The sequence below is a fragment of the Microcystis panniformis FACHB-1757 genome (assembly GCF_001264245.1).
Classification (GTDB): Bacteria; Cyanobacteriota; Cyanobacteriia; order Cyanobacteriales; family Microcystaceae; genus Microcystis; species Microcystis panniformis.
The window spans coordinates 3,453,029-3,475,023 of the sequence record NZ_CP011339.1; the positions used below are offsets into that span (position 1 = coordinate 3,453,029).

General features: G+C 42.0%; 17 protein-coding genes, 1 tRNA gene and 6 pseudogenes. 13 read left to right on the forward strand and 11 right to left on the reverse strand.

Translation table 11 applies throughout. The annotated features are described in order from the left end of the window. Nucleotides 1–187: 187 nt before the first annotated feature. From VL20_RS16630 to VL20_RS16650, 5 genes are all read right to left on the reverse strand, one after another. Entirely contained in the window at nucleotides 188–2,110 is a 1,923-nt protein-coding gene (locus VL20_RS16630) for a S9 family peptidase (RefSeq protein ID WP_052277150.1), read from the reverse strand. Between the two features lie 131 nt (nucleotides 2,111–2,241). Continuing rightward, nucleotides 2,242–2,315 (reverse strand) — tRNA-Pro (locus tag VL20_RS16635). A gap of 92 nt (nucleotides 2,316–2,407) precedes the next feature. Further along, entirely contained in the window at nucleotides 2,408–3,613 is a 1,206-nt protein-coding gene (locus VL20_RS16640) for an FAD-dependent hydroxylase (protein ID WP_052277151.1), read from the reverse strand. 341 nt (nucleotides 3,614–3,954) lie between these two features. After that, the gene (locus VL20_RS16645; protein WP_052277152.1) at nucleotides 3,955–4,497 is read right to left on the reverse strand and encodes a phasin family protein; all 543 of its coding nucleotides are present in this window, start codon (nucleotides 4,495–4,497) and stop codon (nucleotides 3,955–3,957) included. Between the two features lie 60 nt (nucleotides 4,498–4,557). Next, entirely contained in the window at nucleotides 4,558–5,631 is a 1,074-nt protein-coding gene (locus VL20_RS16650) for an extracellular catalytic domain type 2 short-chain-length polyhydroxyalkanoate depolymerase (RefSeq protein WP_052277153.1), read from the reverse strand. 199 nt (nucleotides 5,632–5,830) lie between these two features. Between VL20_RS16650 and VL20_RS16655 the strand changes: the two genes are divergently transcribed. From VL20_RS16655 to VL20_RS16665, 3 genes and pseudogenes are all read left to right on the forward strand, one after another. Next, nucleotides 5,831–6,673, forward strand: a complete 843-nt coding sequence (locus VL20_RS16655) for a methyltransferase domain-containing protein (protein WP_052277154.1) — start codon at nucleotides 5,831–5,833, stop codon at nucleotides 6,671–6,673. A gap of 380 nt (nucleotides 6,674–7,053) precedes the next feature. Continuing rightward, nucleotides 7,054–8,104 (forward strand): annotated as a pseudogene (locus VL20_RS16660) (IS701 family transposase). Between the two features lie 541 nt (nucleotides 8,105–8,645). Next, nucleotides 8,646–9,074, forward strand: a pseudogene (locus tag VL20_RS16665) (reverse transcriptase N-terminal domain-containing protein); the annotation flags it as partial. 5 nt (nucleotides 9,075–9,079) lie between these two features. On the opposite strand, the pseudogene VL20_RS29145 reads toward VL20_RS16665, so the two are convergent. Next, nucleotides 9,080–10,123 (reverse strand): annotated as a pseudogene (locus tag VL20_RS29145) (IS630 family transposase). A gap of 124 nt (nucleotides 10,124–10,247) precedes the next feature. Between VL20_RS29145 and VL20_RS16675 the strand changes: the two are divergent. Both VL20_RS16675 and VL20_RS33805 read left to right on the forward strand, forming a co-directional pair. Beyond that, nucleotides 10,248–10,862 (forward strand): reverse transcriptase domain-containing protein, encoded by a 615-nt coding sequence (locus tag VL20_RS16675; protein WP_369800409.1) that lies wholly within the window; start codon nucleotides 10,248–10,250, stop codon nucleotides 10,860–10,862. A 270-nt stretch (nucleotides 10,863–11,132) separates the two neighbouring features. After that, complete coding sequence (locus VL20_RS33805; protein WP_369800477.1) at nucleotides 11,133–11,234, forward strand: group II intron maturase-specific domain-containing protein; 102 nt, start codon at nucleotides 11,133–11,135, stop codon at nucleotides 11,232–11,234. Here the strand turns inward: VL20_RS33805 and VL20_RS33810 are convergent. Further along, nucleotides 11,231–12,424 (reverse strand): annotated as a pseudogene (locus tag VL20_RS33810) (IS630 family transposase). The gene VL20_RS33805 and the pseudogene VL20_RS33810 sit on opposite strands and share 4 nt — an antisense overlap. Before the next feature lie 79 nt (nucleotides 12,425–12,503). Between VL20_RS33810 and VL20_RS16695 the strand changes: the two are divergent. The 5 genes and pseudogenes from VL20_RS16695 to cobO all read left to right on the forward strand — a co-directional run. Then, nucleotides 12,504–13,103: pseudogene (locus VL20_RS16695) on the forward strand (HNH endonuclease); the annotation flags it as partial. 131 nt (nucleotides 13,104–13,234) lie between these two features. Next, the gene (locus VL20_RS16700; RefSeq protein ID WP_052277157.1) at nucleotides 13,235–13,999 is read left to right on the forward strand and encodes a Uma2 family endonuclease; all 765 of its coding nucleotides are present in this window, start codon (nucleotides 13,235–13,237) and stop codon (nucleotides 13,997–13,999) included. 95 nt (nucleotides 14,000–14,094) lie between these two features. Further along, nucleotides 14,095–14,942: pseudogene (locus VL20_RS16705) on the forward strand (Uma2 family endonuclease). An 88-nt stretch (nucleotides 14,943–15,030) separates the two neighbouring features. Next, complete coding sequence (locus VL20_RS16710) at nucleotides 15,031–15,816, forward strand: Uma2 family endonuclease (protein ID WP_052277158.1); 786 nt, start codon at nucleotides 15,031–15,033, stop codon at nucleotides 15,814–15,816. A 74-nt stretch (nucleotides 15,817–15,890) separates the two neighbouring features. Beyond that, nucleotides 15,891–16,496, forward strand: coding sequence for a cob(I)yrinic acid a,c-diamide adenosyltransferase (cobO, locus tag VL20_RS16715; protein WP_002789509.1), 606 nt, complete (start codon nucleotides 15,891–15,893; stop codon nucleotides 16,494–16,496). On the opposite strand, the gene VL20_RS16720 is transcribed toward cobO, so the two are convergent. After that, entirely contained in the window at nucleotides 16,493–17,674 is a 1,182-nt protein-coding gene (locus VL20_RS16720; protein ID WP_052277159.1) for an aldo/keto reductase, read from the reverse strand. The two genes, cobO and VL20_RS16720, sit on opposite strands and share 4 nt — an antisense overlap. On the opposite strand from VL20_RS16720, the gene VL20_RS32905 reads away from it, so the two are divergent. Beyond that, the gene (locus VL20_RS32905; protein ID WP_284525832.1) at nucleotides 17,649–17,774 is read left to right on the forward strand and encodes a hypothetical protein; all 126 of its coding nucleotides are present in this window, start codon (nucleotides 17,649–17,651) and stop codon (nucleotides 17,772–17,774) included. The two genes, VL20_RS16720 and VL20_RS32905, sit on opposite strands and share 26 nt — an antisense overlap. 223 nt (nucleotides 17,775–17,997) lie before the next feature. On the opposite strand, the gene map is transcribed toward VL20_RS32905, so the two are convergent. Next, the gene (map, locus tag VL20_RS16725; RefSeq protein WP_052277160.1) at nucleotides 17,998–18,762 is read right to left on the reverse strand and encodes a type I methionyl aminopeptidase; all 765 of its coding nucleotides are present in this window, start codon (nucleotides 18,760–18,762) and stop codon (nucleotides 17,998–18,000) included. Here map and VL20_RS29155 point away from each other — a divergent pair. Both VL20_RS29155 and VL20_RS16735 read left to right on the forward strand, forming a co-directional pair. Further along, nucleotides 18,761–19,018 carry a hypothetical protein gene (locus tag VL20_RS29155; RefSeq protein WP_128575242.1) on the forward strand — a complete coding sequence of 86 codons (258 nt, stop codon included), beginning with the start codon at nucleotides 18,761–18,763 and terminating at the stop codon, nucleotides 19,016–19,018. The genes map and VL20_RS29155 overlap by 2 nt on opposite strands. A 174-nt stretch (nucleotides 19,019–19,192) precedes the next feature. Further along, nucleotides 19,193–20,218, forward strand: coding sequence for a PstS family phosphate ABC transporter substrate-binding protein (locus VL20_RS16735; protein WP_052277162.1), 1,026 nt, complete (start codon nucleotides 19,193–19,195; stop codon nucleotides 20,216–20,218). A 52-nt stretch (nucleotides 20,219–20,270) separates the two neighbouring features. On the opposite strand, the gene pstB is transcribed toward VL20_RS16735, so the two are convergent. Both pstB and pstA read right to left on the reverse strand, forming a co-directional pair. After that, the gene (gene pstB / locus VL20_RS16740) at nucleotides 20,271–21,077 is read right to left on the reverse strand and encodes a phosphate ABC transporter ATP-binding protein PstB (protein WP_072926451.1); all 807 of its coding nucleotides are present in this window, start codon (nucleotides 21,075–21,077) and stop codon (nucleotides 20,271–20,273) included. Beyond that, nucleotides 21,071–21,994, reverse strand: a complete 924-nt coding sequence (pstA, locus tag VL20_RS16745; RefSeq protein WP_002745947.1) for a phosphate ABC transporter permease PstA — start codon at nucleotides 21,992–21,994, stop codon at nucleotides 21,071–21,073. Before pstA ends, pstB begins: the two co-directional genes overlap by 7 nt. Nucleotide 21,995 lies beyond the last annotated feature (1 nt).

The following is a 21,995-nucleotide window of genomic DNA, read 5'->3' on the forward strand; positions in this document are numbered from 1 at the left end:
TTTTTCGTGGGGACAGGGGGGTTGGGGGGGTTTTGCCTTTTGCCTGTTGCCTGTCTTCATAAGTAGCCTATGCTCAACGAATTTAGTATTACTTGTGCAACAATGGTAATTCACCTCAGACAGTGATGCAATTCAGACTTGAATTGGCCTCAGCACCCCTCGAACCTAGGAAATTAATTTGGCATGATTACTTAATTTCTACGGGTTCTAAATTATCAGCAGGAGTAAAACCAAAGAGACGGGAATAGAAATAAAATTCTGCATCTAATGCTCGTTTTATCGATTCAGCTTGACGAAATCCGTGTTGTTCTCCCGCAAAGGGAAGGTAAGCAACGGGTAAACCTTTCGCTTTTAAAGCTTCTACCATCATTTCCGCTTGATTGGGTGGAACCACTCGGTCTTCTAAACCTTGGAAAAAGATCACCGGACAGGATAACTGAGCGGTAAAATGAATAGGCGAACGCTGATAGTAAATTTCCTTTTCTTGAGGATAAAGTCCCACCAATTTATCTAAATATCTCGACTCGAATTTATGGGTATCGGTGGCTAAAACCTCTAAATCACTAACTCCGTAATAACTAGCTCCTGCTTTAAAAGTATCATGAAAAGTTAAGGCCGCTAAAGTTGTATAACCACCGGCGCTGCCTCCGGAAATTGCCAATCTTTCCCCATCGACTAATCCCTGATTAACCAAATATTTTGCCCCGTTGATGCAGTCTTCCACATCGACAATTCCCCAATTTCCCAGCAAACGCTGACGATATTGACGACCATAACCCGTACTACCGCCATAATTGACATCTAGATAGCCAAAACCGCGACTGGTCCAGTATTGCACCCGCAGACTTAAACTAGAGGTCGCCGCAGCCGTCGGTCCACCGTGACTTTTGACTAAAAGGGGCGGTAATTCGCCATTGGGGGCGGTATAATCGGGGTTTTTGGGGGGATAATACCAAGCATAGGCCGTTAGTCCCTTACTGGTGGGAAAAGCGAGCATTTCCGGAATCGAGAAATAATCGCTAGAAATAGTTAAATTACTGGAAGATTTGAGAATTTCTCTCGTTCCTGTGGCTAAATCCATTGAGACAACCGCCGTTACTTCCCTGAAAGAACCGCCAATAAAAACTATTTTGTTATCGCTAACTTGTAGGGAAGAAATGTTAGTATCAGCAGTGATAATTTCTTGGAATTCTCGATTAACAGTATCGATACTTCCTAAATACCAACGACCATCTTTTGTATAGCTACAAATAATCTGGGATTTCCCAGCAAAGCCGTAGTTAGATAAACCAAAAACCCAATGAGGGTAGGCAAATTCAGCCTCGATCAGTTCGATAACTGGTTCGATTTGTTCATCGTGTTTAAAGCAATAAAAGTTCCAGAAATTATTGCGATCACTGGTAAAATATAACTGTTCATCGGCGGACCAGCGCGGTTCACACACCGACTCATTTTCACCACCAGCAATGACCCGAATATTACTCAAATAAAGATGATTAATATCGGCCACCCAGAGAAAAGAACTATCCCAAGGCATATTAGGATGATTCCAACTAATCCAAGCTAATCGAGAACCGTCGGCACTTAAGCGAGGAGAGGTATAAAAATCATCGCCTGATACTAAAGTTTCTATGTTTCCTGTATCCACATCGATGCTGACAATACTATTAACTGGTTCTCGATCTTTTTGGCTATGATCTTCACAAACACAGATTAAACGATTGCGAAATTCATCGAGAATTAAATCCGCATAACGACAGGAATTTTCTGGGGTCAGAGGTTGGGGTAAACTATCAGCAGTTTGGCGATAAATTCTTTGGTCAGCAAAATTACAAAAATAGATAATTCCGGCAACAATTAGATAGGAACCTCCCCCGTATTCATGGACACGAGTTCGCACATTAAAAGGTGCTGGGGTGATTTCTGTGGTTGTGCCGTCGGGGTTTAATTTAACTAAAACATTTCGCCCCTTTTCCTGTGGTCTGCCTTCTAACCAATAAATATCTTCTCCGTCTAGAGTTACACCGCCAAGACTAATCGATGCTGCCACAATTAGATCGGAGGTAATCGGCGATTTCCAGGAACCGTAAGCTGATATTTGATGAGACATTTTCGACTAGAGCAGTGATCTTAATGGTGAACTAACTTGATCAGGAACGCTGATAAATTAAGAGAATTCCGAGTAAACAGGACAAAGTAGGGATTAGGTGCATCCCTACCTAACTCTCTGTTTTCCTGCAATCGGAGCGGCGGGATTCGAACCCACGACCCCTACTACCCCAAAGTAGTGCGCTACCAAGCTGCGCTACGCCCCGATATTGAACCTTAACCATCATAGCGATAATCGCAGCATTTTGCAAGCTTTTTTTTTCTTCCTTTCTCCCCCATCCCCGGAATTAGCGGCCAGCTATCTAGCTAATTGGGGAATACGTCCTTTTAATCCCGTCATTAATTGCAGGGCAAACAATTTCAACGGGGGAAAACCGCGCATCATTGCCAATCCGAGACGACGGATGAGAACGATGGGCGGCCAGTTATTGGAGAACAGGCGATCAAGAAAATCCGTGAAGCCTAAAATCGCTAAATTCTCCGATCTACGCCATTTTTCGTAGGATTTTAGGGTAGAAAGCGCTCCTATATCTTCTTGCTTTTCTACTGCTTCCTTTAATACCTGCGCTAAAGCGGCCGCGTCGCGAATGCCTAAATTTAAACCTTGACCACCGACGGGATGACAACAGTGAGCGGCATCACCAATTAAAGCCAGTCGGGGTTTAACATAAGTATCACTCTGCATTAACTGTACGGGAAAGAGAGCGCGGGGGCTAACTAATTCGAGTTTTCCCAGTAATCCCCCCGTATATGCTTCTAATTTCTTGATAAATTCCGCTTCGGGCATTTCTTGCAGTTTTTTCGCTTCCCCATGGGGATTTGTCCAAACGATCTGACAGCGATTACCCTGGAGCGGTAAAATGCCCATCGGACCGGTGGGCCAAAATCTTTCAAAGGCGGTATCGTTGCGATCGAGTTGATGTTTAATGGTGAAAGCGACACAGGATTGCCAATATTTCCAACCTTTGGTTTTAATTTGCGCCCCTTGCCGGATAGCGGATTTGGCTCCATCGGCCCCGATAACTAATTTTGTGGTGATTTTTCGGGTTTGACCAGCTTCTTCCAGGGTGACAGTGGCTGTTTCTGCTCCGTACTCCACTTCTAACACTTTAGCAGGGGATAACCACTCAATGCGATCGCAATCTTGGCTGGCCTTGTGCAGGGCGGTTAAAATCACTTGATGTTCGCCCACATAGCCCAAATAATCGGTTTTTAGCTCATCGACAACGAAGGGGACAAAAATCGGGTAATCGGCATCAGAAAGGCGAATATGACTAAATTTACCGATACTGGGCGAGATTTTATCCCAGATACCCAAGCCTGTAAAAATCCGGCTGGACATCAGCGAGAGGGCATAAGCTTGACGACGGGAGGCGGCCACCTCTAGGGGACGTTCCTCGATCATAGCGATATTTAATCCTGTATTTTTTAAGGCCACCGCTAGGGTGGTCCCGACTATACCGCCCCCGACAATGATTAAATCGTAGCTGTCCCGTCTTAACATATAAATATTTTTCTCAAAGATCATCAGTGACTACACTGATCTATTCTGACACGATTTTCGGGGTTGCTGTCGGGTTTGATTGTCTTCACCCCACCTAGCCATTGATAGACTTTCAAGGGTTTTGTCCCGTTGCCGAGAGTTTCGGGTTATCGCTCTTCCCGGACTTCTGGAAGGGCGATAACAAGCTGCTGCCCTGTTAGCTGATGCTCCTGCTGCGCCAGTCTTCCTCGATACCCCGACGGCCAAGGCAGCGGCGCTGGCACTTGCCCGCCGTTGGGGATATGTTTGGGGCAGCAACCCGGGAACTTGGCCAAAGACATAACCCGCAAGATCAAGTTTTTTTAACTCTGATCAGATGCGAATGCGTCAAGGCTTTTTTGAGTCCAATTGTCCAGAGCAGTATTGATAGAGTTAAGAACTCCCATTGTTTCGAGCATATTCCCCTTCAACTTTTCTTGAAGTTCGCTAAAAATACTGGTTTGGACATTGAATAGATCATCTACTTTTTGAGCGCTCTTTAATATCTCTAGATACTTGGCTGTAGTTTCTAGATACAGGCGCATCAATTCTGCTTGCTTTAGTCCAAGACTGGTCATCGAACTGACATAAATTTCACCCAAGTCCTTAAAAGACTCAGAGGTTGCCTGTAAATTCACCAGCTTCAGTTGGCTTTGAAATAGTTCATTAATACTATCAGTATAAACTTCCCCCAATTCTTTGGTCAAGCTTAGATAACCCTTGCTTAGTTCAGCGAAAGCACTGGGGTTAACAAAACTTGTTAACATGGCATCGATCGCGTTCACATTAGTGGCCGTAATATTCTTGAAGGACTCTATTGCCAACTTGTTCGAGTCAATCCACTGTTTAACTAGCTCGTTTTGCATGGTAGTTTCCTCGTAAACTGCTTAATGTATTTCTCTGTCTGTGCCAGCAAAAAGATTAAATTATTGAGGGCGCGGTTGGGCTAACCGTTCCAACATAGCGACAATTGCCCTCATCTGGGGAGACTCTCTAGTATAAAAGACAGGATTATCTGGATCTGCACTGGAATATCCCCAAAAATCCCAGCATCCCTGGGGATTGTAAGGGATTAATGCTGACGGTTCAACCTGGGGATATAAGACAATTATCCTGTTGGTATCAGCTATTTCATTGTAACCGGTTTTAGTGTAGTAAGTATCATCAATTTCCGTTGCCCCCTGTTTGCAACCATGAATAGCTACATGAACTTTGCAGCTTTCTTTTTTACAGGCTTCAGGCACATAAACATAAGCCTCCCGACTCATACTCGTCTTTTTACCCTCAATAAACTCACTCTGGTCAAACCGAATAATCTGGCCACTTAATCTATTAGAATCAACTGCTGGATTCAACTTGCCATAAATATGCCCTAAAATCCGATGGGATTGCATGAAATCGCAGTCGTTTATAAAGGGTGACTTAGTATCTGAACATGACACCCTAGACTCCTCGACAATTATGGCATGACCGGCATTGATATTCTTGTCGTATTTAATATTCTCTGAGGGCAAGCCGGCAGCTTGATAAAAATCTTCTACTTTGTCAACGACGACAGTTGTAACTACGCGATCACTTGAACCACTGAATAGATAGACTCGATCATCTTTTAAATTGTTGAGATCGGCAATTTTGTTAGCCTTGGCCAGTTCTTGAGCTTTTTTAAATAATCTTTTCCCATCCGGTCCTACTGCCTCAGTCAGAGGATTCATGCAAGTTGATGTCGCTTGCTCGAAAAATTGCTCTGGATCCGTCTCGTAAGAACCTACACAAAAAAAAGGACCGCCAGCAATTATACCTGCTCCCACCAGCCTATCTGAGTAGGCCACATGGAATTGAGCCGTCATGAAGGCCCCTGATGAAAGACCAGAAACAGATGTTTGGCTTAAATCTGCCTGATAACCAGATAGCTTGGGTGCTTCCTCGCCTAAGACCGCTCCATGGAAGATAAAAATACTAAAAATCAAAACAGCCAGTAGTTTTAATCCTGCCTTAATCATAAGACCTCTTGCAAAAATCGGAACCTATGATATTAAGATAAAGTAAAACAGATCGAATGATATTAAGATAAAGTAAAACACATCGAACTTTGAAAACCCACTTGCCACTTCCCACTTTCCCGTACTTTTTCAACAGGATTTGGTATAACATATCTGGCTAATCTCTGGCAAGAGTGCCTCTCTTAACTAGGAAATCACCATGGAACTTGATCAACGAATAGCCGATTTTTATGACTCCTCTAGTGGACTGTGGGAAAGGATTTGGGGCGAACATATGCACCATGGTTACTACGGTCGCGGTGGCAAGATTAAACTCGATCGCCGTCAGGCACAAATTGATTTAATAGAAGAATTATTAACTTGGGGAAATGTCACCAGTGCTAATCAGATTCTCGATGTCGGTTGTGGCATTGGTGGCAGTAGTCTTTATCTGGCCGAAAAATTTCACAGCCAAGCGGTGGGGATTACTCTATCCCCGGTACAAGCCGCTAGAGCCAGCCAAAGAGCGCAAGAGTTCAATTTAGAAGAAAAAGTCAGTTTTTGTGTAGCTGATGCCCTAAAAACCCCCTTTCCTGAGAATAATTTTGATCTGGTCTGGTCTTTGGAAAGTGGCGAACATATGCCCGATAAAAGGCAATTTCTGCGGGAATGTTATCGGGTTTTGCAGCCCGGGGGGACTTTTTTGATGGCTACTTGGTGTCATCGTCCCACCACTTCCCTGGCCGGTAATTTAACGGAAGGAGAGATTAAACTATTAAACGAGATTTATCAGGTTTATTGTCTGCCATATGTGATTTCTTTGCCAGAATACGCCGATATTGCCCGTGAAGTTGGCTTTCAAGACCTAAAAACCGATGATTGGTCCCTATCGGTGGCTGCTTTTTGGGATGTGGTGATTGATTCGGCCCTAACCACAGATGCGATCGCAGGTTTGTTAGCAAGCGGTTATACTACTATCCAAGGGGCCTTATCTTTAGGGTTAATGCGGCGCGGTTACGAGTCGGGTTTAATTCGTTTTGGTTTACTGCAAGGGAAAAAATAATCGGCGTTGTCAGATCAGAAGAGGAAAGATGGTGCGAAACGTTTAGGAATGAAATAAGGTTGAAATACCTGAAATAACCGCCTAGTAAAGTCTTCAGTCCCCTGACTGAATCTAATAGGTCAACCCTGACCAACCTTATAACTGTTTATATGTCCCGACGTTTAGTATCACATCGATACCAAACTAGGCAAGGGGACTCAAGGTCAATACACTTTGTAACAATTATCTACAATTGTAGGACTTACGCATTGACAAAAAGGCTCAAATTTGCATCCTCTAATTTTGGTAGCTAAGGATACAATTTATCGCCTGACCTCTTGACAAAACCCTCTCAGATTTGATTTCCTCATCGAAGAGAGTCTCTTCTGACAAGACAGCTCATGAGAACGATTACCAAGCCAAGTACCGCCAAGTGCAATCTCCAAATTTACACCTTATTTTTGCTCTGTGAGCCTAAATATATAAGCTGTGTTCGGTGAGCTTCGGATTTTGGAGGACTTGTCCCATGACAGCGTCAATCGTTTCTTGTGGCGGGAGAACTATACCTCCAAGGATTTGTTTGATGAAGTAGCTTCTCAAATCGAGCTTGAAGGGGGGACACTCAGTGTCGATGACATGGTAGTTGACAAGCTTTATAGTGACCCGAAGAAAGCTGAGTTAATCGATTATTTTTGGTCAGGCAAACCTAAAAAAACAGTCAAAGGAATTAACGTTGTTACCTTATATTATACTGACCTTAAGGGGGTGTCAGTTCCTGTCAATTACCGAATTGTTAATAAACAGGAAGGAAAGACAAAACATGAATATTTTTTAGAGATGTTGGCAGAAGTAAAAGCTTGGGGACTGAAGCCATCGATAGTTACTGGAGACAGTTGGTACGCTTCTAAAGAAAACCTGAATGTTCTTAAAGACAAGGAATTTGGGGGTCTATTTGCTCTGGAGGCGAATCGGTCAGTCTCGGTTGAACGAGGAGGAAAATATGTTCAAGTTCAAAGCTTAGATATTCCCACCGATGGATTAATTGTTTACCTGAAACAAGTGGGGCAAGTCAAGGTATTTAGAACGGTCTTCAAAAACGAATTTCGTTACTATACTATGTTCGTTCCGAACCTTCAGGAACTATCCTCAATCGATTGGTCAGAATTTAAAAAGATTCACGACCAACATGGGGGAATTGAGCAGTACCATCGAGCGTTAAAGCAAGTGTGTAATATTGAGCGCTTTCAAGTGAGAGAGAGTCAGGCCATAAGAACTCACATATTTTGTGCCATTCGGGGATTCGTACAATTAGAATTACTCCGATTTAAAGCGCAAATTGTCAATTGGTATTCTTTACAAAGGGAGTTATTTACTGAGGTCATCCGCTCTTTTATTGTTAATAATTTAGAGTCCAACTTCCTTGACCTCAATAATTTGGCAAGAATAGTCTGAAGTTCAAATGCATATTACGAAAATCCTGTCAATGCGTAAGTCCTAAATTGCTACAAAGGTGAGAGTAACGGCGATAGCCACCCCTAGATTCAGAAGTCACAACTCTGGGACTGAAGCGGGGAACGGAAGGCGAGAGATGTGTTACCTAACATCCATACCGAGACCACTGCCAACCATCCATGATTAGGCGTGAGCCAAATGTCCGACCTGAACCATCGTTATCATTGAGTAGTGAAATAGGTTGACACACTGCGTTCAAAAGAACAAGGGGAAAAGTAAGGGTTTTTGAATCCACACCCACACAGACCTTTAAAGTACCCCGGTGGATAGGACAAATCTAAAGATGGAATGCCCATATAAACGGAACGTAATAAACCCTTTTAGGCTCTGAGTATCGGTCGAAATACTCAGTAGTAATAAGTGTAAGCGCAAGCCTTCAAGGGTGTGAGATGTAACCAAAAGCCAACGCCTGACAGTAATAGTCAGAATATGCTAACAGGTTACGGTTTGATTGTAAGGATAGAGTCTAGTAGGAGTCTATATGACGAAAGCGAGAGAAAGTAAAGGGTTCGGGAAACCGAAAACCACTAAGACTACGAATGTATGGAAAGCTATCAATTGGGCGAAAGTCCAAAGATACGTTTTCAAGCTCCAAAAGAGGATATACCAAGCGGCTAAATCGGGACAGGGTGCAAAGGTTAGAAAGTTGCAACGTCTATTAGTGAAATCATACTACGCTCGTCTATTAGCAGTACGCAAAGTAACCCAAGACAATCAAGGAAAGAAAACAGCAGGAGTCGATGGAATGATAGCAGTATCCCCAGAACAAAGGCTAAATCTAACCGAAGAAATCAAAGGAACACTTAAAGCAAAACCGTTAAGAAGGGTATGGATTCCTAAACCCGGCAGGGATGAAAAACGTCCACTAGGAATACCAACCATCAAAGACAGAGCTAGACAAGCGTTAATTATACTTTAGACGTTCATAATCTGAGATTTATTAAACTTCTGAAATCGTAGAGTCAGCAAGGAATCCAGTTCTTTTTTATGTTTCAAATGGGCATCATTCAAACATTCATAAATGGCTGAAGAAAAGTCAGAAAAGTTTTCATAATATTTACCATATAAACATTTCTTTTTGACCAATTTCCACAGCCTTTCAATTAAATTTAGATTAGGTGAATAAGACGGCAGATAGAGCAGTTCTATTGACAAAGAAAGAGCCAATTCTTCAACAATTTTACATTTTTGATAGCGGGCATTATCTAAGACTAGAGTGATGGGAATCATTAGTCCTAAAGCAGCTATTTTTGACCGGAGTTCACAGACTTAATTTGCCGTAATATAAGTTTCATATGTTACCAGAATAACTTCATGAGTTATTGCATTTAATGCTCCTAAAACATTGAAGCGTTTACGCCCGCTCGGTGACTTAACAAAAAGTCTCTCAAAACACCAAACAAAACCGAGAAATGCTCCCATGACGAAGTGAGCGGCATCAACAAAAAAAACAGCCCTTTTTCCTTCTTTAGCCTCATTTAGTCTGGGTTCTAGCTTTTTTTCTTTGTAGTCCTCTTGTTCATCTGGGTCAGCTTTAGAAGGAAGAGAACCTACTTTTAAACATTTCATTCCCATTGATTTTAAAAATTTTCTCACTTGGGTAGGACTTCGTTTTATTCCCGTCAATTCTTCTATCCTATATACAGCTTCATTTATTGTGGCTGGTGGATTTTTCTCGAAGTATTTTTTGAGGGTTTCTTTTTGAGACTCTAATTCACTTTTAGGGCGATAGAAGTTGATTTCTTTTAATTTTTCTATTCCGCCCTCTTGCTCATCTCGAAGATAGGTTAATAAGGTATTTGGCGAGATTCCTGCTAACTGACAAATTTTTTGGTGCGGTATCTTTTGGCTTTTTAACCAGAGAACTTCCATCTTCAGTTGAACCCGGGGATGGGGATGATGAAATCTTTCATAATACAGTGAGTTCTTTTCTTCTTCCGTGAATTCTAGGTTAATCATGTTTTTAATGAGTGCTTTGCTTCTAATTATGACTCTTAAACTATATTATTGTCCTTGAGTAAAAAATGCAAGTTGTAGCCGTGCAAAGTATAAATCGGCACTCGAACCAGAATGGGAGTCAAAAATGGAAGGAACCAGCTACGGTTTCCGACCCGGAAGGTCTGCCCAGGACGCAATATCAAGGATATTCTCAACCATCAATAAAGGTAATTACTTTGTATTAGATGCTGATATTGCCAAATGTTTTGACCGAATTAATCACGACCTTTTACTGTCCAAAATTCATTGTCCAAGTTCCTTGAAAAGAGATATTAAACAATGGCTTAAAGCAGGAGTATTGGACAACGGCGTATTTGAAGAAACAGAAACAGGGACACCTCAAGGAGGGGTAATAAGTCCACTACTTGCCAACATCGCACTGGATGGAATGGCAAGATTAATTGAAATACTATTCCCTAAAAAGAGGGATAGAAATCAAGCTTTTTTAATAAGATATGCCGATGATTTTGTAGTGATTTCACCATCACTCGAAATCATTGAACAGTGCCAAACTGCCATTTCTGAATGGCTAAAGCCTATTGGATTAGAACTCAAACCAGAAAAAACCAGAGTGTGTCACACACTCAAACCCATTGAATATAATGGGCTCTTCGGTTTGTGTTATGCAATGGACGGGGGATATAAGGGATGGAACCCTTATGTAGAAAAGCATTTGGCCATTTTTGTCAATTGTTTTTGATCTAGAGCGAACTAATCAATTAAATCTCTTACCAGATAAGGATTTAGTCGATTTATGCCCCCATATCGAATCATACCAAGTAACGAAGAACCATATAATGGGAAAACGGAAGAACCCGGTTTTGACTTTCTAGGATTCAATATCAGACAATACCCAGCCGGAAAATACAAATCTGGGAAAATAACGAAAGGAATACCTAAAACATTCCTAACCCACATTAAACCTAGCCAAAAAGCAGTTAAAGCCCACACAGAAGCGATAAAAGGTGTAATCAAAAAACACAAAACAGCACCTCAATCAGCCCTGATTAGACACCTAAACCCAATCATTAGAGGTTGGGCTAACTACTACTCAGGAGTAGTAAGTACCTAGGCAAAATTAATTACATACTCGCCTCCAAAATTGTCCAGCACTTTTTTAACGTAAGCGAGGAGGCTCTTTCGGTCTTTATAGGCACTAAATTCAATCCATTCATATTTTAAAAATCTCCATAATATTTCAATTAAATTTAAATGAGGTGAATAAGTTGGCAACCAAAATATTTTCAAGTTTTTCTTTTCCCATTCCTCAAGTTTCTCCATAAATGCATCGCTGGTATGAATGGAAGCTTGGTCAATTATTATGACAGTTTTTTTGGCTCTTCGGTTTGTGTTATGCAATGGATGGGGGTTATAAGGGATGGAACCCTTATAGAGAAAGGCATTTAGCGATTTTTGTCAATTGTTTTTTATCTAGAGCGAACTAATCAATTAAGTCTCTTGCCAGATAAGGATTTAGTCGATTTATGCCCCCCTATCGAACCATAACAAGTAACGAAGAGCCGTTTTTTTCTGTATATTTTGGCAATATTTATCCAGAAAATTGATAACTATCTCGCTAGTAACTGTTCCCACCTGTGTCTCATAAAATAATTGATTATCTCGTTTCATTATTCCTAAAATATTTAGTCTTTTACCTTCAATTGGTGGTAACTTTATTGTGGTTTTTTCTTCTTGCCAAGCGTAAGGAATGCAAGGCTTTGAATCCCATCCCATTTCATCCAAATATCCTATCTCAATCTCTCCTCTTTTTTCCTGTTTTTTGAGTTCTTCTAAAATAGGTAATTTGACCTCAAGCTCCCACTCATCAGGGGTTTTGCCCACCCCTCTTCTCACCCTTTTCCACCTCATGTTGATTTTTTTTATCAGTCTTTTTATCGTGTCTTTGCTTACGGTTAATTTCCATTCTTCTACAATTTTGATCTGGATTTTTTTTAAGCTTTTTGGTTCTTCTTTTACCCAGTCAATAACTTGTTGGCTTTGTGCTTCTGTCAATTTAGGTTTTCTCCCTCTTCCTCGACGATTATAAAAACCAATTAGTTTTCTATCTTCCCAAGCCGTCAACCAATTATAGATGGTCTTTCTCGTAACTCCAAATATTCCGCTCAATTCTTCTATCGTGGTTCCCTGAAAACTTAAGAGTATACATTTCGCTCGCTCTCTTACTTGATGATGTTTACTAGCTCGATAAATTCTCTCTAGCATTTTCTGGCTCTCGGGGTTTAGGTCTCTAATAAATCTCATTGTATTTTCCTGCTACTTCGTTTCTTCATGTATTATACTTCTTAATTTTTTATTTGGGTAATTAATTTTGCATGACTACTTATCGTCAGATACCTTCAATAAATTAGACCATACAGTCTGGTTAATGTTAAGGGCATGGACAGTATCAAGATGCGGTAAAACGAACTACGAAAAGCTGAGAAAATATTTTAGACCGGGTACAGTTAAACTCAGCAATGGGAAAGAAAGACACGAATCTTGGTTATTCAAAACCAAAGACGGTTTCTATTTATGGAAACATAATTGGACACCAATTGTCAGACATACCTTAGTTCGCCCCGACGCTTCACCCTACGACGGAAATTGGACTTACTGGGCGACCAGAAGAGGACAAGCAATTGACACACCGACTAGAGTAGCCAAACTACTTAAGAAGCAACAAGGCAAGTGTAGCCGATGTGGGCAGTATTTTACCCCATCGGATTTAATTGAAGTTGACCACATTCACCCTCTCAGCTTAGGCGGGAAGGATGAATATAAAAACCTTCAATTACTACACCGCCACTGTCACGATGATAAATCGGCATCTGATGGAAGCCTAAAATCATCTAATTCGACATCACCCGATGTTAATGCAGATAATACAAGGTCAACAAAAAGATGTCAAGTTGTATCCTTAACAAGGGAACAGTCAAACTAGGAGCCGTGTGAGGTGAAAGTCTCATGCACGGTTCTGAATGGGAGGGGAGGTCGGTGACGACCTTCTCGACCCCTAATAGTATGACTCATAGCTGTTATAATTAGATCAATGTCCCAGCCAGGGGAAAAACTATGACAACTCTCGACATTTTACCAGAAGTCACCTGTCCCCCCACCGATTTATGGAGTGATGAACCACCCTTGGAAAGTGATTTACACCTGCAACAGATCATAATTCTCCTCAGTTGTCTAGAATTATTATGGCAAGAGAAAAACGATTACTACGCTTCCGGTAATCTGACTATCTACTATAACGAAGAACAACTGAAAAAGCGGGATTTCTGCGGTCCTGATTTTTTTGTGGTTTTAGATACAGAAAAACGTCCCCGCAAAAGTTGGGTGGTTTGGGGAGAACAGGGAAAATATCCCAATGTAATCGTCGAGATTCTCTCCGATTCTACGGCCAATATTGACCGCAATAAAAAGAAAATTCTCTACCAAAATACTTTTCGCACTCCTAATTATTTTTGGTTCGATCCTAATACCTTAGAATGGCAGGGATTTAGACTAATTGAGGGACAATATCAAGCTATTTCTGCCAATGAGCAGGGTTATCTATGGAGTGAACAGTTAGGATTATATTTAGGCATATTTGACGGGAAACTGCGTTATTTTACCGTCGATGGTCAACTGGTTCCCACTCCCCAAGAAGCTGAATTACAGCAAAGACAAGCAAAGGAACAGATTCTTTTAGAAAGGGAACAGGAACGACAGGCAAAAGAACAGGCTCTTTTAGAAAAAGAACAAGAACGACAGGCAAAGGAACAAGAACGACAAGCTAAGGAAAGATTAGCGGCAAAATTACGAGAATTAGGCATCAACCCCCAGACAATTTAGCCAGTTAAAATTCCCCATTCCTAATTCCTAATTCCTAATTGATAATTTCTCATAGCTGTTATAATTAGATCAATGTCCCAGCCAGGGGAAAAACTATGACAACTCTCGACATTTTACCAGAAGTCACCTGTCCCCCACCGATTTATGGAGTGATGAACCACCCTTGGAAAGTGATTTACACCTGCAACAGATCATAATTCTCCTCAGTTGTCTAGAATTGTTATGGCAAGAGAAAAACGATTACTACGCTTCCGGTAATCTGACTATCTACTATAACGAAGAACAACTGAAAAAGCCGGATTTCTGCGGTCCTGATTTTTTTGTGGTTTTAGATACAGAAAAACGTCCCCGCAAAAGTTGGGTGGTTTGGGGAGAACAGGGAAAATATCCCAATGTAATCGTCGAGATTCTTTCCGATTCTACGGCCAATATTGACCGCAATAAAAAGAAAATTCTCTACCAAAATACTTTTCGCACTCCTAATTATTTTTGGTTCGATCCTAATACCTTAGAATGGCAGGGATTTAGACTAATTGAGGGACAATATCAAGCTATTTCTGCCAATGAGCAGGGTTATCTATGGAGTGAACAGTTAGGATTATATTTAGGCATATTTGACGGGAAACTGCGTTATTTTACCGTCGATGGTCAACTGGTTCCCACTCCCCAAGAAGCTGAATTACAGCAAAGACAAGCAAAGGAACAGATTCTTTTAGAAAGGGAACAGGAACGACAGGCAAAAGAACAGGCTCTTTTAGAAAGGGAACAGGAACGACAGGCAAAGGAACAGATTCTTTTAGAAAAGGAACAGGAACGACAGGCAAAAGAACAGGCTCTTTTAGAAAAAGAACAAGAACGACAGGCAAAGGAACAAGAACGACAAGCTAAGGAAAGATTAGCGGCAAAATTACGAGAATTAGGCATCAACCCCCAGACAATTTAGCCAGTTAAAATTCCCCATTCCTAATTCCTAATTGATAATTTCTCATAGCTGTTATAATTAGATCAATGTCCCAGCCAGGGGAAAAACTATGACAACTCTCGACATTTTACCAGAAGTCACCTGTCCCCCCACCGATTTATGGAGTGATGAACCACCCTTGGAAAGTGATTTACACCTGCAACAGATCATAATTCTCCTCAGTTGTCTAGAATTATTATGGCAAGAGAAAAACGATTACTACGCTTCCGGTAATCTGACTATCTACTATAACGAAGAACAACTGAAAAAGCGGGATTTCTGCGGTCCTGATTTTTTTGTGGTTTTAGATACAGAAAAACGTCCCCGCAAAAGTTGGGTGGTTTGGGGAGAACAGGGAAAATATCCCAATGTAATCGTCGAGATTCTTTCCGATTCTACGGCCAATATTGACCGCAATAAAAAGAAAATTCTCTACCAAAATACTTTTCGCACTCCTAATTATTTTTGGTTCGATCCTAATACCTTAGAATGGCAGGGATTTAGACTAATTGAGGGACAATATCAAGCTATTTCTGCCAATGAGCAGGGTTATCTATGGAGTGAACAGTTAGGATTATATTTAGGCATATTTGACGGGAAACTGCGTTATTTTACCGTCGATGGTCAACTGGTTCCCACTCCCCAAGAAGCTGAATTACAGCAAAGACAAGCAAAGGAGCAGATTCTTTTAGAAAAGGAACAGATTCTTTCAGAAAAGGAACAGATTCTTCTAGAAAGGGAACAGGAAAGACAGGCAAAAGAACAGGCTCTTTTAGAAAAAGAACAAGAACGACAAGCTAAGGAAAGATTAGCGGCAAAATTACGAGAATTAGGCATCAACCCCCAGACAATTTAGCCGGTTAAAATCTGCAAACAGCGATCGATAACCCCTTGAGTTACAATTATCTTGATTTGACTGGACAGACCCGAATGCAACTAACTCCCGAACAATACAAAGAAAAAATGCAGCGCCGCAAGGTTATCCAAGAGGAACGTTTAGCCGAAAAAATTGCTGAAAAAGGTTTAATTATCGTTAATACTGGCGATGGTAAGGGAAAAACCACGGCAGCCCTCGGTATGGTTTTACGTTCCCTCGGTCATGGTTACAAAGTGGCGGTGGTACAATTTATCAAAGGTGCTTGGGAACCTGCCGAACAAAAGATTTTTAGTGTTTGGGGGGAACAAATCGAGTTTTATGCAATGGGGGAAGGTTTCACCTGGGAAACTCAAGATAGAGAAAGAGATATAGAGAAAGCCCAAGAAGCATGGCAAAAAGCCCTAACTTTTCTCGAAAATCCCCAATATAAATTAATTTTACTCGATGAGATCAATATCGCCCTTAAATTCGGCTATCTGGATATTCAGGAAGTTATCGCTGGTTTAGCCCGAAAACCCGCTAATTGTCACGTTATTCTCACTGGTAGAGGAGCTTTACCCGAATTAATCGAGATAGCGGATTTAGTCACGGAAATGAAGTTAATTAAACATCCCTTTCGTCAACAGGGAGTGAAAGCGCAACCCGGCATCGAATTTTAACTACTGCTTAAGCGTTGTACCGTCTCTCCCGACAATAATCGATGAGTTTCGGCGAGAAGATAGGGAATTTTATCAGCGTGGGGACTAGCGGCTAAACAGGCAGTTAAATCGAGTTTTTCCACCTCTTTTGCCTGTTGACCGGGGAACCAATGACCCCCATTCCCCAAGAGATTGTATCTGGCCTTGGCAAAGTCAATCATATCGTAGGCGATAGCGAGATTGCGTAACCAGAGGATAGAACGAATATTGATGTGATTGGGGGTATTTTCCCAGCTAGGTAAACCCAAAGACCAAGTTTTTACCCAATTATCGCCTAAACAGTTGATCATCTCTCCTTGCAATCTCTCGATAATTGCCGGTAAAATCTCCTCGGATCGATCGAGTAAGGGTAAAGTTTTCAGGTGTTCATCAAAATCTCTGGCTTGCGCAGTACCGATACTCAGGGTATGAACGGCCCGATGACTGAGACAGAATAGGTCATTAAAAACCATCGGACTGAGAGGAGAACAGAGCGCGACGAGCTTAGGGGGAGGATTGTAGAGATGGCCGCCCTTATCGGAGGGACTAATGATAAAAACGCCCATATCGTGCTGTTTTGCCGCTTCTATGGCTGGCCAGTTATTCTGAAAAATATAGTACCAGTGCAAATTGACGTAATCATAACAATTTGTTGCAATAGTCTTGACAATTACATCAGTTGGTGCATGGGTGGAGAAACCGATAAAACGAACTTTTCCCTGTTGCTGTAATTTTTTCGCCCCTTGCCAACAACCGCCCTCGGCCATAGTGTCATCGAGAATTTCAGCCGTGTTGATGCCATGGATACCCAACAAATCCACATAATCTAACCGTAAAAATTGCAGGGATTGCTCAAATTTACGGCGAAATTCCCGCACATCTTGACTAGGAGAAACTTTCGTCTGCACGATAATCTTTTCCCTCGGTAGTTGCGGCAAAATTTTGCCCAATTGCATCTCGGAAGTGCCGTAACCCCTAGCGGTTTCGATGTGATTAATCCCCACTTCCAGAGATTTATTAATGATTGCCTCTAAATTGCCTTGATTCTCGTCGGGAATTTGCGACATTGGCAAATCCTGCCACTGAAATTGATAGCGCATTCCCCCACAGGAAAACACCGGCATTTGTAGATTAGTGCGACCGAAACGACGATACTGCATATATTCAGTTATCAGTTATCAGTTATCAGTTATCAGTTATCAGTTATCAGTTATCAGTTATCAGTTATCAGTTATCAGTTATCAGTGGGGAGGTGGGTGACCACTTCGTGCGCGTTGCGGGGGGTTTTGGGGTATTAGTTGAAACTGGGAGCATCTCATTTATACAAGTGAGTAATTATACTTATCCATAAAACTGGTTTCTAGCAAGGCTTTCAAAATAGCTTGACATAAAAACCTGATTTAGGGGTTACAAAGGTGAGATGCTCCCGTTGAAACTTCCCTATTTCCCCATTCTCCCATTCCCTGTTTCCTGTTCCCTAAATTTAATCGGGTAAAGTGAGGATTTCGACACCAGTTTCGGTGACGGCGATGGTGTGTTCAAATTGGGCCGAAAGCTTACCATCTTTAGTAATAGCAGTCCAACCGTCTTTTAAGACAATATGTTGCCAGGTTCCCTCATTAATCATTGGTTCAATGGTGAATACCATGCCGGGGCGAATTGTTTTGCCTTTGCCGCGAATGCCGTAGTGGGGAACCTGCGGACCGGTGTGAAAAACATTACTGATACCATGACCGACAAAATCTCTAACCACTGAAAATCCCTCTCCTTCGGCGTATTCTTGGATAGCGGCGCCGATATCGCCGATTTTACCCCCCGGCTGCACCGCATCTATGCCTCTTTGCAGACATTCTCTAGTCACTTCCACTAACTTTTTGGCCAAGGGGGAGGGAGTACCGACAAAGAAAGTCTGGGAGGTATCGCCGTGATAACCTTCTAAAATCGGGGTGACATCAATGTTAATAATATCGCCGTCTTTGAGGATTTGATCGGCGCTGGGGATGCCGTGACAGATAACCTCGTTAATGCTAGTACATATGGACTTAGGAAAGCCATGGTATCCTAGGGGCGCACTTTTGGCTCCATGGGCGCAGGTCCAACGTTCTGCCTCGTCATTGATTTCTAGGGTACTTACCCCCGGTTTAACCATATCGGCCAGATGGTCTAACAGTTTAGCCGCTAATCGTCCGGCTCGACGCATTTTTTCAATTTCCCGGGGAGAGAGTAAGGTGATGGTATCGTTGCCCATGAATTATCCGACTGTTAAGAAAGATTCTTGTTACATTTCTTATCCTAGCAAAATCGGGCAGCGTTATGGTTTAGGGGGTTGGGTTATAGGAGCGGGAAGTGGGGAAGTAGGGTGTGGGGAAGTGGGGAAGTGGGGAAGTGGGGAGAACAAAGCTGCCTTTTGCCTTTTGCCTTTTGCCTTTTGCCTTTTGCCTTTTGCCTTTTGCCTTTTGCCTTTTGCCTTTTGCCTTTTGCCTTTTGCCTGTCCTGATATGTAGCGCATACTCAACGGATTTAGTATCAGACCCTACAGATAAACGTTTTTGTTGTCCTTTTGTCCATCAGTTTGATGTATTTTCGATAACATTCAACTTTAGAATTCTTAATTATATATATCAACTTTTTTTGAAATGATATTATGTAGTTATTGACTGATAACGGGGACAGAGACAATGAGTAAAAGCGACAAAAATTCTGTGAAAATGGTATTTTCTGCGTTAAGTATTTTGATAATTAGCCTACTGCCGGCCTGTGGCATAGGGGAATCTCCAGCTAATAAATCAATTAAAATTGATGGTTCTAGTACCGTATACCCGATTACCCAGGCCGTGGCCGAGAAATTCAAAAGCAGTCAACCGGGTACAGCAGAAGTGAGCGTAAAATTTTCGGGAACCTCAGGGGGATTTCGGGAATTCTGCGAAGGAAAAACTGATATTAGTAATGCCTCTCGACCGATTCAAGCCGATGAGATGTCCCTGTGTAATCGCTATGGCGTAAGATATATTGAATTACCCGTGGCTTTTGATGCCTTAACTGTAGTCGTTAATCAGGAAAATAACTGGATTGATAGCATTACCCTAGAAGAATTAAAGAAAATGTGGGAACCGGCTGCTGAGGGTAAAATTACCAATTGGAATCAAATCAGACCGGAATTCCCCAATAAACCCCTAAATCTCTTTGGTGCAGGCCAAGATTCCGGAACTTTTGACTATTTTACCGAAGCTGTGGTCGGTAAATCCGGTGCTAGTCGTAAGGATTATGTAGCCAGCGAGGATGATAACACTTTAGTCCAGGGAGTCAGTCAAGATCCGAATGCTCTTGGTTACTTTGGACTAGCTTATTATGAACAAAATCCCCAAAAATTGAAAGCTTTAGGCATTGATAGCGGTAAAGGGGCGATTGTACCCTCTAGAGAAACCGTAGTTAACTCCCAATATCAACCCCTTGCTCGACCTTTATTTATCTACGTCAATGCGGAGAAAGCGCAAAAAAGCCGAGCTTTACAGGAATTTGTGGAGTATTACCTCGATAATGCCGAGAGTATTGTTAAAGAAGTCGGTTATATCCCCCTAACGGATGAACATTACCATTTAGCCACAGTCACCTTCTTTAACGGTGAAGTGGGAACGGTTTTCGGAGGACAATCGCAATTTGATGTCACCCTAGCGGAATTATTGCGGCAAAAAGCCAAGTTTTAGAGGAGAGCGTTGGGGAGATAATTGCTTTCTCTCCCCAAACAATTGCGATTTTTTAACCAAATCGACCGCTAATATATTCTTTTGTTTTCTCGTGAGTTGGTTCTTGAAACATAATTTTAGTTTGTCCAAACTCCATCAGTTCACCCAAATACATAAAAGCTGTGTAATCAGAAATCCGGGCTGCCTGTTGCATACTGTGGGTGACGATTAAAATGGTAACTTTTTCCTCTAATTTACCAATTAGTTCTTCTATACTATTAGTGGCGATTGGATCGAGAGCGGAAGTGGGTTCATCAAAGAGGATAATTTCAGGATCTGTAACTAAAGCGCGGGCAATACAGAGACGTTGTTGTTGTCCCCCCGATAAATCGTAGGCACTGGTGTTGAGACGATCCTTGACTTCATCCCACAAAGCGGCACCGCGCAAAGCTTCTTCTACTTTATAATCGATAAACTCCCGTTTTTTTTCGCCCCTAACCCGCAAACCGTAGGCGACATTTTCGTAAACAGATTTCGGGAAAGGGTTCGGTTTTTGGAAAACCATACCAATCCGCATCCGCACCTCGATCGGATCGACCTTGTGATCTAAAATATTGACGGTATCGATATAAATACCCCCTTCGTAGCGATTAGCGGCATAAAGGTCGTGCATTCGATTAAAACAGCGCAAAAGCGTCGTTTTACCGCAGCCAGAGGGGCCAATTAGAGAGGTGACTTGTCTTTCGGGAATGGTGAGATTGATACTTCGCAAAGCGGGTTTATTGGTGCCAGCGTAGTAAAAGTCAAGGTTTCTCACCTCGGCTTTTGGTTGAAATTCTTTGATATTAGACATCATCGAGGGAAAAATAGAGTTTACCATTTGATACCTTTGCGGAAACGATAGCGGAGATAGATAGCTACAGCGTTCATCCCGAGAGTCATCACAATCAACACTGTACCAGCGGCGGCTGCATTGACTTCAAATTCTGGCTCTGGACGAGAAACCCAGTTAAACATCTGGATAGGCATAACTGTAAAGGGTGCTTTTAGCCAATTAAAGTTAATAAAGGGAAAATTTGCTTGTAAAGGAGCATCGGGTAGAAAGGCAATAAACGTGAGCGCACCAATAGTAATCACGGGAGCCGTTTCTCCAATCGCTCTGGAAAGTCCGATGATCACACCGGTTAGGATACTACCGAAGGAGTAGGGAAGAATATGATCGGCGACTACTTGCCATCTACTTGCTCCCACGGCATAGGCCGCTTCCCGGAGACTGTTGGGTATTGCCCGAATTGCCTCTCTGGTGGTGACAATAACCACAGGTAGGATCAGCAAAGCTAGGGTTAAACCGGCGGCAATAATACTTTGTCCGAGATTGAATTGATAGACAAATAAACCGAGGGCGAGTAAACCATAGATAATTGAGGGAACACCCGCTAAATTAGTGACGTTAATCTCAATAATTGCTGAAAGCCAATTTTTCTTACTATATTCTTCCAGATAAATTCCCGCCGCAATACCGAGAGGAATCGCAATCAAGGCTGTTACCAACATCACTAGCAAGGTTCCCACCCAAGCGGAAAGAATACCAGCTTCTTCAGGGTGACGACTAGGAAAAGAAGTAAAAAACTGGGGGGTAATGCGCGGCAACCCTGCCATCATCATCTGGGCAATCAGGATAAAGAGAATTAGGGTAGAAACAAAAATAATCAACAACCCTAAGCCAGAAAATACAGTGCTAATCAGCTTGCGCCTTTCAATATTAGCTCTTAAATTCGATAATTGTTCTTTTTCCATG